Annotated in this window: 8 protein-coding genes and 3 pseudogenes; 5 read left to right on the plus strand and 6 right to left on the minus strand. The window is 41.2% G+C overall.

The genetic code is table 11. The annotated features are described in order from the left end of the window. Positions 1-27: 27 nt before the first annotated feature. Complete coding sequence (locus J1778_RS03785) at positions 28-1341, minus strand: sigma-54-dependent transcriptional regulator (RefSeq protein WP_217172056.1); 1314 nt, start codon at positions 1339-1341, stop codon at positions 28-30. Positions 1342-1355: 14 nt separating this feature from the next. Next, a complete protein-coding gene (locus J1778_RS03790; protein WP_217172057.1) occupies positions 1356-3116 on the minus strand; it encodes an ATP-binding protein in 1761 nt (586 codons plus the stop codon). A 545-nt stretch (positions 3117-3661) separates the two neighbouring features. On the opposite strand from J1778_RS03790, the gene aspT reads away from it, so the two are divergent. After that, entirely contained in the window at positions 3662-5347 is a 1686-nt protein-coding gene (aspT, locus tag J1778_RS03795; RefSeq protein ID WP_217172058.1) for an aspartate-alanine antiporter, read from the plus strand. Between the two features lie 18 nt (positions 5348-5365). Continuing rightward, the gene (locus J1778_RS03800) at positions 5366-6949 is read left to right on the plus strand and encodes a bifunctional aspartate transaminase/aspartate 4-decarboxylase (protein ID WP_217172059.1); all 1584 of its coding nucleotides are present in this window, start codon (positions 5366-5368) and stop codon (positions 6947-6949) included. A 1159-nt stretch (positions 6950-8108) separates the two neighbouring features. Here the strand turns inward: J1778_RS03800 and J1778_RS03805 are convergent. From J1778_RS03805 to J1778_RS03815, 3 genes and pseudogenes are all read right to left on the minus strand, one after another. Further along, positions 8109-8897 (minus strand): YoaK family protein, encoded by a 789-nt coding sequence (locus tag J1778_RS03805; protein WP_217172060.1) that lies wholly within the window; start codon positions 8895-8897, stop codon positions 8109-8111. An 872-nt stretch (positions 8898-9769) separates the two neighbouring features. Next, positions 9770-10971, minus strand: a pseudogene (locus J1778_RS03810) (IS3 family transposase). A 76-nt stretch (positions 10972-11047) separates the two neighbouring features. Then, a pseudogene (locus J1778_RS03815) lies at positions 11048-11233 on the minus strand (IS6 family transposase); the annotation flags it as partial. A 315-nt stretch (positions 11234-11548) separates the two neighbouring features. On the opposite strand from J1778_RS03815, the gene cfa reads away from it, so the two are divergent. From cfa to J1778_RS03830, 3 genes and pseudogenes are all read left to right on the plus strand, one after another. Next, positions 11549-12697 carry a cyclopropane fatty acyl phospholipid synthase gene (gene cfa / locus J1778_RS03820; protein WP_217172061.1) on the plus strand — a complete coding sequence of 383 codons (1149 nt, stop codon included), beginning with the start codon at positions 11549-11551 and terminating at the stop codon, positions 12695-12697. 178 nt (positions 12698-12875) lie between these two features. Next, positions 12876-13238, plus strand: coding sequence for a helix-turn-helix domain-containing protein (locus J1778_RS03825; protein ID WP_217172062.1), 363 nt, complete (start codon positions 12876-12878; stop codon positions 13236-13238). An 18-nt stretch (positions 13239-13256) separates the two neighbouring features. Further along, positions 13257-13711, plus strand: a pseudogene (locus J1778_RS03830) (IS3 family transposase); the annotation flags it as partial. A 1889-nt stretch (positions 13712-15600) separates the two neighbouring features. Here the strand turns inward: J1778_RS03830 and J1778_RS03835 are convergent. Continuing rightward, positions 15601-17286: an NAD-dependent malic enzyme gene (locus J1778_RS03835; RefSeq protein WP_420804062.1), complete on the minus strand. Its 1686-nt coding sequence runs from the start codon at positions 17284-17286 to the stop codon at positions 15601-15603. Between the last annotated feature and the right edge of the window lie 189 nt (positions 17287-17475).

A 17475-nucleotide genomic window follows, 5' to 3' on the forward strand; every position in this document is an offset into this window, starting at 1 on the left:
CATTCAGTGATCAACAATTAAAGAAATTCAATAATGTAAAGAGTACTTTTTGATTTTATCAAAAAGCGTGCTTTTGGCTATATTTAGCGCATCAGCCGTTTTGGTTAAATTTCCATCGTGTTGATTAAGCTCATCGAGTATTATACTGCGCTCAAAGCTTTCGACAATATCTGCAAGGGACTTTCCAATACAATCTTCACTTTTAACGTCCTGTAGGCCAAGTACAAATCTTTCCGCTTGATTACGCAATTCCCTCACATTCCCCGGCCATTGTTTTGACATCAGCACGTGTAAAAAGGAGCGGTTAATTTCTGGAATGTTACGACCAAACGATAATGCAGCCTGATGGACAAAGAGGCTGAAAAGTAGGGGAATATCCTCTATTCTCTCACGTAATGGTGGCATTTCAATATTAATTACGTTTAGCCTAAAGTGGAGATCTGAACGAAACTGTCCTGCGTTGACCAGCTCCTGAAGATTGCTTTTCCCTGCCGTGATGATTCTTATGTCTATCGCCAAGGATTGATTAGAGCCCAAACGTTCAAAACACCTTTCTTGCAAAACACGCAGTAATTTAATCTGTAAATTTAACGGCATACTCTCGATTTCGTCAAGGAACAGCGTTCCCTTATCGGCATACTCAATTTTACCAATACGTTGTTTGGAAGCACCAAGAAATGCACCTGAGTCATGGCCGAATATCTCGCTATCAAATAAATGTTCGGGTACTCCTCCACAATTTAGTGCGACAAAAGGGCCGGTTCGTTCACTGAGATCATGGATACATTTGGCAACCAACTCCTTACCCGTTCCCGTCTCGCCATAAATCATGATATTTGCGGGTATCGTTGCCACATCTTTTATTTTTTCTCTTACTTCTGTAATGGCTACCGAGTTACCTATAATGCGGCTCTCCAGCACACTGGCATCTATAAGTCTGCGGCGGAGTTGGCGATTTTCATCGGTCAATCTACGTTTATCGAGTGCTCGTCTGACGATATTCGTGAGTTGTTGAGGGCTAAAAGGTTTTTGAAGAAAATCGTAGGCACCATTATGCATTGCCTCAACGGCGGTTTCGATATCTCCATGACCGGTAATAATGATGATAGGTACATCTCGGTCAGTCTGATTAAAACTTTTCTGAAAGGCAAAACCACTCATGCCAGGTAATTGCATATCTGTCACAATGACACCATGATGACGCAAAGCCGGAAGAAAATAGCGAGCATCTTCTACTGAACCAACTCCCACTGCATGAATTTTATCAAGTTTTAAAGCCTGGACACAGCCAAGCTGAACATCCAAATCATCTTCTATTACCAAAACATCGACGTTATTCATCATTTCACTCCTTACTATGATTTTTTTTCCAGTGGTAGGCGTAAGGTAAAACATGCACCGCGCTCACCATTACTTGCGCGTAAGGTACCATGGTAAGACTTGATGATATCGGCAGAGATGGCCAACCCTAATCCTAAACCATGGGTCTTCTTGGTAGTAAAGAAGGGTTCAAATATAGACTCGTTGATCTCTGGGGGGATACCTGGCCCGTTATCTTCAATTTCTATGACGGCATAATTCCCCGCAATAAACGCCCTCACATAAATGACTCGGTCATAATCATTAACCATGACAGCATCAAGGGCGTTACTGATGAGGTTTACCAGTACTTGTTCAAGTCTTAGATTATTACACATACACCAAACGTCTTGGGTAGCTTTGACAAAGGTGCAGCCTATTTTTTTAAACCTATGACTCAGAAGCAGCATTGCATTATCAATGCTAATCTTTACCGATACAGGGTTTACGGTATCATCTCCCGTTCTGGAGAAAGTTCTAAGCTGGTTACTGAGTTGACCAATAAAATTAACAGAGCGTAAAATACGTTTTATATTTTCTCTCGCCTCATCCATCTCACCGATATCCATAAATTTTAATGTGTTAGCGGACATCATGCTAATAGCTGATAATGGTTGATTGATTTCATGAGCTAAGCCGGCCGACAATTGTCCTATGACGGCAAGTTTTTCATTATGTAGCAGTTCATTTTGGGTATTTCTCAGAATAGCTTCAGTCTTAATTCGTTCTTTTATTTCATTTTCGAGAAATATGCTTTTATTTTCTAACTCTTTTGTTCTTTCAGCAATCAAAAATTCCAGTCTTTCGTTTTGGTGCTCGAGAACCTGTTGCTTTTCAAGCTTAAGTTTAGAAATCTGATTTCTTTGTTTTGCGATAAATACTAAGATGACAATTAAAATTAAAATTAAGTTTATAATAATCGCATCAGGTAGCGTGTTCATTATAACTGTTTCTAGAGGTAGTAGGGTAGCTATTACCATTTTGAATTCAGGGATGCATTGATAAGTATAAATAAAATACTTTTTGTTGAAATGAATTATCCCTGCTTTGTCGCCAAGGAACATTTTATGCTTGACTTCAGTATATTTGATATTGTTATTGTAATACCTTTTTTCCAGGTTGATTTTATTGCTCTCTGATTCCGGTAACGTCTTAAGTGCATGATAGAACCACTCAGGATTAGAAGAACAGGCAACAATCTTGTCTCTGTCCAGTAAAACGGTCTGGTAGCCAACGGTGCGATTGTTAAGATACTCATTCAAGTTTATCTTAACTACAATGACTCCAATTTTAACCCCCTCAACGAAAATGCCATGCGCCTGATAGTAGCCGGAAACTGAATTCGTGGTCCCGACAGCATAATAGCCCAGGGTCTCACCCTGTTTAGCATCTTTAAAATAGGGACGATATGATAAATTTTTACCTATCGCACTAGCCTTGGTGCCAATATCACTGGCAGCAACAACAGATGCTTGATCATCAAGAAGATAGACCGCCAACGCACCTGTATTTTGCTGTATTGAATGCAGATAATGGCTCAACGTTTCCTGTTCTTTACTGGTTCTCTTGGGTTTAAGGAGGAAATGCGTGATCTTGTCATCAAGTGAAAGTGAATAGGGAATAAACTCGTATCGCTTTACCCGAAGTTTTAACTCAAGACTTTTTTGATTGATTTGATAACTCAAAAAATCAATTTGATGTTTAAGCTCAGTGTAAATAAGAATCCCAGCAGAAGAAAAATAGGTAATGATTATCATTATTAGTACAATCAGAGCTTGACGAAGATTGATGGACCTCTTTAGCGAGAGAGCCTCTGAAAATGTCGAAAGGATACGCCTCATGGAACCTCAACAAATCGTTCGATGATCAAACCCATGTTGGGTATCGATAGATCGGATGTGATGTAGATTTATGAAATTATAGCATACATCTGGTCATGCTCACTACCTGCGTATAAAAGAACAACCGGAGTATAAAATTCCCCATGCGATTATTAGTTATGAAAATAAATAAATATAAAATACAGATTTCCGGATTCCCGAAATATCACTACTAATATCTTTCGGGAATCCGGAAACTTATAATAATTAACCTTAACAAAATCAACCTAGGCAGTTTTGATTGATCTGGGTCATTATTTTTTGCTCTGTGAGAGCAATATAATTCAGCCTCCAAAAGCGCAGAGCAACTGTAGGGTTGAAGTGTGCTAAGTAATATTATTGACTTGGGATCAGAATATTCATTTATCATTTTGGTAAGTGAAATCAATCTATACTTTATTCTTCATGAGGAATTATAGGTCGTGAATTTTATACACTCAATCTTCCATTTGAGCCCCGAGATAGCGCTATTCATTGCGCTCGCTCTGGGCACATGGATTGGAAAATTTAAGTTTGGCAAGTTTCAATTAGGTGGTGTAGCTGGTGCGTTAGTCATTTCAGTCATTTTAAGCCAGTTCGGCGTGACTATTGATGATGGTATCAAGGGAGTATTGTTCGCACTGTTTATTTATGCGGTTGGCTTTGAAAGCGGCCCGCAGTTTTTCAGTTCACTGGGGCTGAAATCCATTAAGGAGATTGTTCTTGCAGTTGTCTTAGCTGTCAGTGGTTTAATGACCGTTGTGATCTTAGCCAGAATGTTTGATCTCGACAAAGGTACCGCAGCGGGCATCGCTGCAGGCGCACTTACTCAGTCAGCGATTATTGGCACAGCCAGTTCAGCTATAGATAAATTAGGCTTAGCGCCAGACATCTCTCAACACTTACAGTCAAATGTAGCTATTGGTTATGCGGTCACCTATATCTTCGGCTCCCTTGGGGCCATCATTATTTGTGTCAACATACTCCCATGGTTTATGCGCCGTGGATTGCGTGAGGATGCGATTAAAGCCGAAGCCGCTTTGTTAAGTGGGCAAAAAAAATACGAACCTGGTGAAACACCAGCGCTTCCCGATTTGGTAGGACGCGTCTTTAAAGTTGCTTATGCTGCGGGTAAAACTGTTTCGCAAATTGAAGATTCTGCATTGGCAGGGAAAATTACTGTTGAAAGAGTAAAACGTCGTGGGGGCATTCTAGGCATAAGCTCCGATTTAGTTTTGGAAAATGAAGATATTTTGTTAATTGTTGGTAGACGGGCTGGCATGGTTCATCTCGATGAACTAATTGGTCCAGAAACGACCGATACTGACGGGATGGAAATGGTTGTAGTCACCCGGGATATCGTCATTTCTAACAAAATTTATGCAAACAAAACCATCTCGCAACTACAAACTACCAGTAAGGCTCTACGACATGGCATCTATTTCTTAAATCTTGCAAGAGGGCAGAAACGTATCCCTCTTTCAAGTTCAACGACCATTAAGGCTGGGGATATTGTTACTGTCTATGGGTTGAATGAAGATATTCTACGTCTCGCTCAGGAAATTGGTCCTGTCATCGCGGTCAGTGAGAAAACTGATTTTATTTATCACGGTATCGGTGTAGCCGTTGGTTTATTAATTGGGTTGGCTGTTGTTCATATTGGTTCGATCCCATTAACTCTAGGTGCAGGGGGAGGCGCTCTATTTTCTGGTTTGATTTTCGGTTGGTATCGTACCCGTCATATGGTGATGGGGAATATGCCCACAGCAGCATCTGGCCTATTGAAAGACCTCGGACTAGCAGGATTTGTCGCAGTCGTAGGCCTTCAGTCTGGTCAACAAGCCATACATACAATAGCACACAGTGGCATCTCAATATTCTTTATTGGTGTGGTGGTGACCATCATTCCTTTAATCATAACGATGTTGGTGGGTAAATATATTTTACGTTATGACAATACCGCAATCTTCGCCGGTGCATTATCGGGTACGCGAAGTGCCAATCCAGCATTTGGTGAAATATTGGTTAAAGCAGGAAATTCAGTACCTACAGTTCCATTCGCGATCACTTATGCTTTGGCTAATGTTTTCTTAACATTATTAGGCCCATTAATTGTTGCACTTGTTTAAATATAAAGAGACTATATTATGACTGATTTAAAAAAACTTGCTCAACTTAGCCCATTTGAACTCAAAGATGAGCTTATCCAGCACGCTTCAAGCGATAAAAATCATACTATGTTAAATGCGGGTCGTGGTAATCCTAACTTTTTGGCCACGTTGCCACGCCGAGCTTTCTTTCAGCTAGGTTTATTTGCTACCAGTGAATCTGAGCTTTCTTATTCCTATATGAAGCAAGACATTGGTGGCATTCCAGATGGTGAAGGAATGATGGACCGTTTCGAACGTTTTACTAACGAAAATGGACACCTTCCAGAAGTTAACTTCCTACGCAGTACCATAAGCTATGTTAAAGATCAGCTCGGCTTATCTGCACAAGGTTATCTTCAAGAACTTGTAGAAGGTATCCTGGGTTGTAATTATCCGGTTCCTTCACGTATGTTAAAAATCAGTGAACAAATAGTTCGACATTATCTACTGCGTGAAATGTCAGGAAGTGATGCTTCAACTGATGATATTGAAGTTTTTGCCGTTGAAGGTGGTACAGCTGCCATGGCGTATATATTCGATTCACTTAAAGAGAATAACCTTGTCAAAAAGGGTGACAAAGTGGCTATCGGAATGCCTGTCTTTACTCCCTATATTGAAATTCCGGAACTTGAAGAGTACGGTCTTGAAATTGTAGAGATCAATTCTTATGCAGAAAATAATTGGCAATATACTGACGCTGAACTTGAGAAGTTGAAAGACCCTGCGATCAAAGTTTTCTTCTGTGTTAACCCAAGCAACCCTGCTTCGGTTAGACTCGATGAACGCTGTTTGGATACAATCAAGAGCATTGTTGATAATGACCGAAAGGACCTTATTATTCTTACAGACGATGTTTACGGTACTTTTGCCGATGACTTTATATCTCTCTTTGCAGTTTGTCCGCAAAATACGATTCTCGTCTATTCATTCTCAAAATACTTTGGCGCTACCGGTTGGCGTCTGGGTACCATTGCGATCCATAAAGACAATGTGCTCGATGAAAAACTGAAAAACTTACCTGCGGAAACGAAGGAACAGTTAAATCGCCGTTACAACTCAATTATTACTAATGTAGAAGAGCTGCACTTTATCGACCGACTAGTAGCCGATAGCCGTGCAGTCGCCCTCAACCATACTGCGGGTCTCTCACTACCACAGCAAATTCAGATGGTGATGTTTTCATTATTTGCGTTAATGGATGAAGATGATCTTTACAAAAATGTACTGAAGAAAGTTATCCGTAAGCGTCAGTGCACCCTTTATCGTGAACTTGGCGTATCAATCCCACAAGATCCGTACTCTGTTGACTATTACACTTTGCTAGATTTAGAAAGCATCGCAACCGAATTGTTTGATTCAGACTTTGCCCAGTGGTTACGTAATAACTTCTCTCATAATGAATTGTTTTTCCGCATTGCGTCGGAAACTGGGATCGTGCTACTGCCGGGTAAAGGGTTTGGTAGCCAACATCCATCAGGTCGCGTGTCTTTAGCAAATCTTAACGAATATCAATATGCCCAAATTGGGCGCATGTTGAAGAAAATGGCTAGCGAATATTATCTGTTATATAAAAAAAGCTGATAGCGCTAAGTATCATGGGGCGAACCTGTTCGCCCCATCCTAATTTATTGAGTATCCGCACATATTGCTCATGTCACACGGTGAGAACCCCCTACTTAACGCCAATACTTTCATTTTCTCTTGCCTGTTTTTTCCGATTCAGTTCAAAAGGAAGGGGTTTCGGCGCTTACTGATAAAAAATCTGTAACCTCTCTTTAATCAATTTAGTCTTCATTTTTGCGGCTTTGTGCTGCTAATTCTACCAATAACCCACAAATGTTCTTTTAGTCAGTAATAGTCTGAGTTATTGCGGCATCATATATTGTATGCACAGCTCAAAAAAACAAACTCCCCGTACATGAGAAGAAAGACAAGAAGTGTGAAAATGGCATGGTGTCATGCGGACATTCTATCGCACCGCTGTGTCTCCAGGTTCCCGGGATGGTCTCAATAGAACTATGCTTGCAGGCACAATGCCGAATGCACATTGATGAGTTCCTATCACCGAATTTGCCTTAGAGCATAAGGATGTTGATTATCGTCGCACAGGGTATCTATTGTCTTCTGAAGGATTTCATATTAATCAAAAGCATGTGCTCCGATTTTATCAGCTAATGGCTTGGGTAGAAGGTAATTACGACGTTGTAAGCACAGTTGACAAGACTATTGCTGCCGAGGTGTACGATGCCCTCCAGTCTGACTTGAGCGATGAATTTCGTATTAATGCGTGGCCAAGTGTCTGAAATGTTTGGATGATATAACGATGTAGATTTAAGATTATTGATGGTTTTAAGTGGCACAATCGCAGTGAAGACATAAAATAACTCTGATTCAACCAGTTCAGTGATCAGCTATATATCTAAAAATTATAATGATTACCGTCCCTCCAGGAAGCGTTCTCATATATTCTCTCAATTTGTGACGGGTTGTAGAAAGGATGAGCATACAGGTAATGGTATAATTAACTAAACGCGCAATCCAATACTGAAGCCGGTTAGAAGAGCCCTGACCAAAACTACGTATGGAAAGAATATGCCAAGGGTAAGCGGTTGAGGAAATCTATTTGTTATTCTCTCTATTAGAGAATATATAAATCACGAATGAATATTTAAGGTTTGAGAAGATGCCAGATTTTTTTCTAAAATTTTTTTTAGAACACAAAGGCTGGCATCTAATTAATTTATTTGAGTGGTTTGTCGTTTAAATTTTCATCACTGCCGGAGCAAATAAACCGGCTGTGAGCGAACCATGTGTTCATTGTTACTGCAATAAGAATAAACAACATTAAAAATAAACTATAAAATCCAAAGTGCGAACTTAATTTCGCAGTAATATATGCACCTGCTGAGAAATGGATAAGAACAAGCAGATAATGCAAGCCTTCTCTAAGTGAAGCCTGCCGCTTTGATTTTGAAATATTATGATTTAAATAATTCACAAGACTTGTTGTCATTAGGACATATACAGTGGTCACGACAGATGTCGTCGTAGGATAGTTTGTTCCTCCACTTTTAATTAAGTAGTTTTGGATATACATAAACATAAGTCCTATTATTATAAGCGGTGTTATTGCGGGGGTTGGCAGGCTACCTAAGACACCAGAAGTTAGCATGTATTGCCCTACAAAAATAAAAGAAGTTAATAAAAAACAATTTATGGTTAATGAAATTGCATACCCATGCCAAGGCGTCCTCTTTCTGAATTTCGTGAATTTAATCATGCATAACTGATGAATTGCTGCAATTAGCATCCAGGTAACTACGATGCCAATATGATATAATGAAATATAGTCAAATTTGCCATTAGCGAAAGTGTTTATGCCGAATATTAAATTCGAGGTCATAAATCCGATCAATGCTTTGAATAAGAATATAAAACTAATTACTTCAACCCCCCCGCCAATAAAGCTCATTGCATAGTGTATTTGATGGTTGATGGAAGTGAATATGCAGGATGCGGACTTTTTCATAGTATTTTTGATAGTTTAATAGTTAATTTCGCAAGGAGTGCCATATATTCAAATGTACATGTCACAATTAATTACATCTAAAACTCGGACTAATAAGTCATTGTTAAGAATTAATTTTGTATCCTATGAGTGTACCCCTTTTAAATTTAATGTCTGGAGACCCATAACAATTGGATTTTTGGACTAAATGTTAAAGCGAGAGTTTATGGCGTTGTTAAGCCTTTAGTAATAGTTTACTGATTGTCTTCATGTGCTATTTTTCAATGTTAAATAAAATAAATTATTTTAGAAGATTTTTTCCTTGGTTTTTAATGCTATTTTTAAATGGCTGTTAAATCGAGTGTTGGTTTTTGATAAAAATAACTCCACCTCCTTTTAAAGGATATAATAATTTTACAATCATGTAACTCAATACGTTATTTTCATACGCGCATTGTGAGCGATCCTTAAATTATATTCGAACTTATTTTATTTCATTCATGACATTGGTCAATTTAATATCAATTGTGAAGATATAATCGCACCCCTCATTTTTTTGTTCGGAATGCCGTTAGCTTTACCAACCCGAATTTCGGGATACCGAATCAACTTTATATAAAACTCTCTAAAAGTGACGTCTTGTTAGAATGTAAACATAAAGAAACTCTGCAGCACCTTATGCGAAAAAGTTATTTCAAACTCAATTTTTATTAGTTAATGTAGTTAAATGGAATGTAGAAAATGAATCGATGAATGACAATAGATGAGAGGGATGAGAACGCAGCGGGTAAGTACGTATTGCTACGATTTTTTCTAAATTTTGCTTTATTTTATGAATTCTATTAATGATTTAGAAATGTGGTTGTGCTTGAAAGGATGCTATTCAATGCAAACTATTTTGAATGAAGTGGTGAGCAAAAACTGGCCACAGTTATAGAGTTTTTCCAGAACAATCGCTCTGATTCATTGGGTGTTAAGCAACCGTTATATTGGTGGGGTCTTAGCTGGCTGTAATAACCAATGATGTAATTCATTATTGATCTATATGCTTCGCTAAAATTAGCGTATCCACTGTTCGGTACCCATTCTGATTTCAGGCTGAGAAAAAATCGTTCCATTGGGCTGTTGTCCCAGCAGTTTCCACGGCGACTCATGCTTTGCTTTATACGATAACGCCACAGTAACCGTAACCGTTTGAATTCCCTGCTGGTATAGTGACTTCCCTGGTCAGAATGATACATAACGTCAGCCGGTTTCCCCCTGGCTTCCCAGGCCATCGTTAATGCTTTTCCTGTCAGACCTGAGTCCGGAGAAAACGACATCGTCCAGCCTATTGGCTTGCGGGAAAATTCATCCAGAACAACCGCCAGATAAGCCCAGCGTTTGCCCGTCCAGATGTAGGTCACTTCGCCGCACCAGGTCTGATTAGGTTCCGTTACTGCAAACTGGCGATCCAGATGATTAGGGATATCCACATGCTCTTTTGTGGCTTTTTTGTAGCGATGATCCGGTTGCTGGTAACTAACAATATTCAGCTCTTTCATTATCTTACTGGCCCGCCAGCGACTCAACGGAACACCTTTTGCGTTGACCATACCGGCAATGCTCCGGGCCCCCGCAGAGCCATTACTGACATGATAAACTTCACGAACCAGGCTTAGTATAATGATGTGTTTTGCATCAGGTTTCTGCGGTCGGCTTAGCCAGTACCGATAGCTACTGCGATGGATCCCGAACACATTGCAAATAAAGGCAACAGGAAACCGCGTCCTGAGTTTCTCAACTAACGAGAATTGTTCAGGGAGTCTGACATCAAGAGCGCAGTAGCCTTTTTTAATATATCGTTTTCCATTTCAACACATTACAGTCGTTTTTCTAATTCACGAATGCGAAGTTGCTCAGGCGTCATCGGAGAGGCCTTTGGGGATTTCCCTGCTCGTTCTTCTTTAAGCTGGCGAACCCATTTATCCATCGTGGATTTACCGACATTCATTGCCGTTGCAGCGGCGGCAACGGTGTAGTGCTGATCGAGTACAAGCTGGGCAGCTTCGGGGCGAAACTCGGGGCTAAAATTACGTCTGTTACGTCGGGTCATAATGTCACCTGTTTTGACTATGAGGCGATGATATCACCTCTATTCAGGTGGCCAGATTAAGTATTCCACTTCAATACATTAGCGGCACCAGGCGGATAATCCAGCTGTGAAGCGTAGAATGGATAACGATAACGCCGCGCTCAGCCATCATTTCTTCGAGATTACATAGGCTGAGGGTACAAGCCAGACATCAACAAACATATTGGGCAAAAAAAACAATGGAGTAATGCAGGTGTTTATAAGCTTTTCGTATCAGAGGCATGAGCAGTCAACATGAAAAAAAACAGCATGTTACCTGTCGGCAGTTTTACTGCGACAGAACCTAAAGCCCTCACTTTCCTTCCAAATGTAAGACTCGTCCTACAAAATATTATATTTCATCTTATAGCGTATAAGGAATACTTATTGTATTTTCGTATGAAGATTGCAACTTGTTCATTCATGATATTATGATTAATTAAATGATAGTTAATAGTTTGTAAAATAATCAACAGAACATATTAATAAAAACAATGAAATTATATTAAACACGTACTTATAGTACTTGTTTATTGATTTCTTATTTTGGAATAACATAATGAGTTCTTTAAAGTCCGAAGTTAGTAACATTAAGGTGACACCTTGGCAGCATATTTGCCATAATTTACTGGCAGAGGTGGACATAAAAATTAATGGAACAAGACCTTTTGATATCAAAGTCCATAATAATTCTTTTTATAAACGAGTATTAAAAGATGGCTCCCTAGGTCTTGGAGAGAGCTATATGGATGGCTGGTGGGATTGCGAAGCTCTTGATGAGTTTATTAGTCGTATAATGAAAGCTGACGTAAGGAGTGCTTTAAGCAGGGATGTTAAAGATATTCTTCGCATAATGAGTGCGAAGTTTTTCAACTTACAATCCCGGAATCGGGCATGGATCGTTGGTAGGGAGCATTATGATCTTGGCAATGACTTATTTAGTTTAATGCTGGACCCTTGGATGCAATATTCATGCGGTTATTGGCATACGGCAGAAGATCTTTTTCAAGCACAAGAAAATAAACTTAGACTCATTTGCGAAAAGCTAAACTTAGTTGAAGGAATGACCCTCCTAGATATTGGCTGCGGATGGGGTGGACTTGCAAGCTATGCTGCAAGAAATTATGGGGTGAAAGTAACTGGAATTACTATATCTCAAGAACAGAAAAAACTTGCAGAAGAGTGTTGCAAAGGTTTGGACGTTAAAATAGTCCTGCAGGATTACCGTGACTTAAATATGCAGTTTGATCGGATTGTATCGGTTGGTATGTTTGAACACGTGGGGCCAAAGAACTATGAAGAGTATTTCCATATAGTATGTAAGAACCTCAAAAAAAATGGAATTTTCTTGCTACATACTATTGGCTCGAATGAAACAAGTATCAATGTCGACCCGTGGATTAACAAGTATATATTTCCTAATGGCTGCTTACCTTCTATATTGCACGTTGCAAAAGCCAGTGAACCTTGGTTCGTCCTTGAGGATTTGCATAACTTCGGTAATGATTATGACAAAACGTTGATGGCATGGCATGATCGTTTTGAAATGTTTTGGCCAGAAATTGAAGATAAATATTCTGAACGCTTTTATCGTATGTTTAGTTATTATCTTAAATCATGCGCAGGCGCTTTCAGGTCGAGAAATATTCAGTTATGGCAGTTCGTGTTTACACATGGCATCGAAGGTGGGCTTCGCGTAACACGATAGTTTGAATTTAATCAGTTTTGTCGATGACGCTTAAAAACTTATGGAGTAGAACCACTCGTTCGTTCACATTGAGCTCATAGAATTATGTGATTAAAGGTTGAATAATAAAGTCTGGGGTAAGTTCTCCCCCAGATTTGTACATTCATTTTTTTAGAGTCAAATAAGAGTGTTTATCACTATGAATCACCAAGTTTTTGTACAATCTTTGATGGATTGGATTGATTCTAATATTGAGAAAAAGTTAAATATTTCTGAAGTAGCTAAAAAGTCAGGCTATTCCAAATGGCATTTGCAGCGTATATTTAGAGAGTATACTAACAAAACACTCGCCAAATATATAAATGACAGTAAATTAGAGAAAGCTTCCTTGGAACTTCTCAATAATAATTCTATTTTGTCTGTCTCTTTGAAATACGGTTTCGATTCTCCACAAACATTCACGCGTTCATTTACTAAAAAATTTAAAATATCCCCTGCAAAATGGAAAAAAAAGCATCTACATAAAAGTAGAGAGGATGTGGGGATGCGAACGATTTTTTAGACTCTCAGGAGAGAGTTAATACATTCATATGATGACAGGGTTGAGGCTGTTGAACTCTATTATCGATATGGCATAAAAGCCTCTGCGGTCATCAGAGAACTGGGATATCCATCCATAAAACAGCTCGGTCGCTGGGTGTGAATTTATGAAGAAACTGACGAATTACCGAGAGAATTAAAATCGAGACAGCGATACTCACAGATGAAAAAAATCGCTGCTGTGGAACATAATCTGACGCAGGGTGGTTGTCTGGCGTTTGCTCGGCGAGCCATCGGATATCCCAGCGACGTATTACGTAAGCGCTGGATTGTAGAAATATATCCAACCGGCGCCCTCTGATTGTCCGCTCAATTACAAATAAATGCTTCAGTCAGGAAGAAAGAGCTCAAGCCGTCCGTGAGCTCTGCAATCGAAGCAGAACCGCCCTTAAAGTTGCTCAAAACATAGGCGTGAGCGTCCCGGGTTTGTACAAATTATGATCATCAGTCCTAGTTTGCATTGAACATATTGTTCGTCTTTGCAGTATGAAGTCAACAGGTCGCCTGGGTCTATCCCAGGACACATTATTGTTGGATGAAAAGCATTCTTCTTATCACAATCTTCGCTTGGCCACTCTCACTTGCCAGTTATGACTTAGCTGGCATTGCCTTTGTGTTGATCTCAGTTCTGATGTTAGCCTGCGTCATGCCGGGAAAGGCATTACTACTTGTTGGGATTTTATCTCTGATCAGTTTAAATGCTTCGCATCACTGCTAAAAGTGGTCGTTTTCGCAAATTACTCCCACGCTGTTTTTACCGCTATTTATGCTTACTTTAACGGGTAACACTAAAATGAAAGAGAAACGCTTTTTACCGCTACAAACCTTCTACTGGTTATACTGCGGACATCTTCTAGTATTCGGCATGGTTTCATTTTCAATGAGAGCTGGGATTATTTGACAAAATTCGAAGAGGATGGCGGTTTTACAGGCCGTTGCAGACTTTCCTAGGAAGGCCTGAAATAACGGAGGTTAAGCTGCACCGGCGTGGATTAATCCACACAATAGAATAGAAGTGTCAGCGATTTCCCAGTCATTAAACACAAAATGTTGAAAACCACTGGCGCTATCGAGCGGAATAAATACCAAAATGGTGATCGGTCGTTTTGGGGGGCCGGTATACAGGAAAAAGCCCAACGGGCGGAGGGGAGATAGGGCGGTCAGCAACGCCCCCGTCGCTGCCGCCCGACCGGACCAGACGGTATGCAAGCCGCTGAATCCAAATACATTATAACACAGCAACCAGAAAACCCTCTCTTTGACGTCTACAGAAAATCTCCACACGATAGGCTGGCAAAAACCGCAACATACGGTGATTTTGTTAAAGGGGAAACAATGGATGTAGCTTTATTCACAAAAGGAAAAGTAGATTAGCGGACCCGGGGGTATATATGTAAACAGTATAAAAGAGGGTAGGGGTAAATAACGGTGATGGCAAAAACTGCCACGCTACTGCTGCAGGCGTGCTTATGTTCTTTCGAAATGGCAGACAATAGTGAGTGAAAATATTGCCGCTAACTTGTTAACTATATGTTTTTAATGTTTTTAATGTTTTTAATGTTTTTAATGTTTTTAATGTTTTTAATGTTTTTTATTGCTGGCATTTTGTTATAGCTATGCTGGGGAGGCGCACACTAAAACGGGGCATGGCAGCCAGAATTGGACGACGGCGCGTCGCGATTCTGCTGGTAATATGCTGGATCCGGTCAAACTGCTTAGTACTTCGATTATCCAGATATTTGCGGCGCCGACGTATGGCTGGCGGGGGCTGATGGCAGTACATCCATGAAACGTGAAGGCGAAACGACGTTTACACATTATGCTATCTCTGACGTTTATTTGTTTGGCTCAAAGCCCAATTTACTGATCGACCATCGTGGGTCTCAGGCTTAAGCGATAATCCCCAAGATTATCGCGGCGATAAAAAGTTATTCCTATCCGCATACTCATACGTTCGCCCGGAGGTCCCACAGCAATATGTTTATAGCGCACACTGATCGTGAAGTGCCAAATCTGCAACTTGATATACCCCTAACGCCATTGGTAAAGATTATCGCGGGATAACAAATCCGCTTGGTTGCCGCCTTGCTGGCGTGGTGTGAAGGTTTCAGTGCTGGGAATTTAGGCATCACGCTTGCCGTTGAAGAAGGTGTTGAAGTGAATCTGTTTCGGATGAATCTGGGGAGATTTAAGACTCAGCACTGCATTTTCCGTTGTCGGGCGCGTCGGTTTTGCTAACCAGCAGAATGCTGAACTTTAACATTTATTACCAGGACTTATACCAAGATCCAAAAAGGCCGGTATCTCTCCGGCCAAACAAATGATCAGAACGACGAATGCTTGTAAGACCGGTATTCTGGCTTCCAGAATTCAGTATCAAGACGGTTTTGCAACGTCTCTGGTGACATTTCCGGCGCCACACCTTCCTGCACCGCCACACGGGCGACTTCGGCGGCAATCACTTTCGACACATACTGAATGTCGGCGATAGCCGGTAACAGTGAACCTTTGCCAGTGGTTGCCAGCGGGGAAAGACTCGCCAGCGTTTGACTGGCGGCTAGCAACATACTATCAGTAACGCGACGCGCTTTGGCGGCCAGAATCCCTAAACCTAAACCGGGAAAGATGTACGCATTATTACATTGCGGGATCGGGTAAGTACGGTCTTGATAATAAACTGGCGCAAATGGGCTGCCGGTGGCCATCAGCGCGGCGCCTTCGGTCCACGCAATCACGTCCTGGGGGCGGGCTTCTGCGCGGGACGTTGGATTCGACAGAGGCATAATGATCGGATGGTGACAGTTGTGGTGCATTTCACGGATGATTTCTTCAGTGAACAGTCCCGGTTGCCCGGAAACGCCAATCAGAATTGTCGGTTTAGAATTGTGAACTACGTCCTGCAACGAGATGTTTTGTGCATCTACTTTCCAGTGGGTAATGTTGGCTTTACGCGTGACCAGCTTACGCTGGAAACCGAGCACGTTCGGCATGTCATCCGTCAGAAGGCCAAACCGATCCACCATAAAGACCTGGCTGCGCGCTTCATCTTCTGTGGCGCCTTCGGCAATCATCTGTGCAACAATTTTTTCTGCGATACCACAGCCGGCAGAACCCGCGCCAAGGAAAGTTACGCGTTGGTCGCGTAGTTGCGTTCCGGCGGCATGGCTGGCGGCAATCAGACAACCTAGCGTGACAGCTGCAGTGCCCTGAATATCATCATTGAAGCAGCAAAGCTCTTCACGATAACGCTCCAGCAAGGGCATTGCGTTGGTTTGCGCGAAATCTTCGAACTGAAGTAACACGTCCGGCCAGCGTGTTTTCACCGCCTGAATGAATATATCCATGAATTCATTATATTCGCAGTCGGTAATGCGCGGGTGGCGCCAACCCATATACAGCGGGTCATCGAGGCGTTGCACATTATTGGTGCCGACGTCGAGCATGATCGGCAATGTATTGGCCGGGTTAATTCCGCCGCAAGAGGTGTACAAAGACAGTTTACCGATAGGAATACCCATCCCACCGATGCCCTGATCGCCCAGCCCCAGAATACGTTCACCGTCAGTGACGACGATTACCTGAATGTCATTTTTGGAGAAGTTTTGCAGCATTTCATCGATGTGGTCACGATCCGGGTAGGAGATAAACAACCCTCTGGCGCGGCGGTAGATATCAGAGAAATGCTCGCAGGCTTCGCCAACGGTCGGGGTGTAAATGATCGGCAGCATTTCTTCCAAATGAGAATTGATCAGGCTATAGAAGAGTGTTTCATTTGTGTCTTGAATATTGCGTAAATAAACATGTTTGGAGATATCACGTTTGAATTCAGAAAATTGGGTGTATGCACGGTCGGTCTGTTCGCTGATGCTTTCCACCTGATTTGGCAGCAATCCGTTCAGATTAAGCGCCAGACGTTCTTCGCGGCTGAAGGCCGAACCTTTGTTCAGCAGTGGATTTTCGAGTAACAGCGAACCTGTGTAATGAGTGTAGAGAGGGCGTTTGTTTAACATCATTAAGCCTTAGAGTTTAAACTCAGTGATTTCCCTCAGCGTGACTTTTTCGCTTCAGGATGCCTCGCAGTTTAATCTTATAAACATTCGAATAAGAATGAAAAATATAAAAGGTGACGCATAGCAGCCGGAAATTTTTTTATTATTGCCAGTTTTTATATCACGCAAGGGGGGGGGGGGGGGGGCTAA

Origin of the sequence: Rahnella bonaserana, assembly GCF_019049675.1 — a bacterium.
Classification (GTDB): Bacteria; Pseudomonadota; Gammaproteobacteria; order Enterobacterales; family Enterobacteriaceae; genus Rahnella; species Rahnella bonaserana.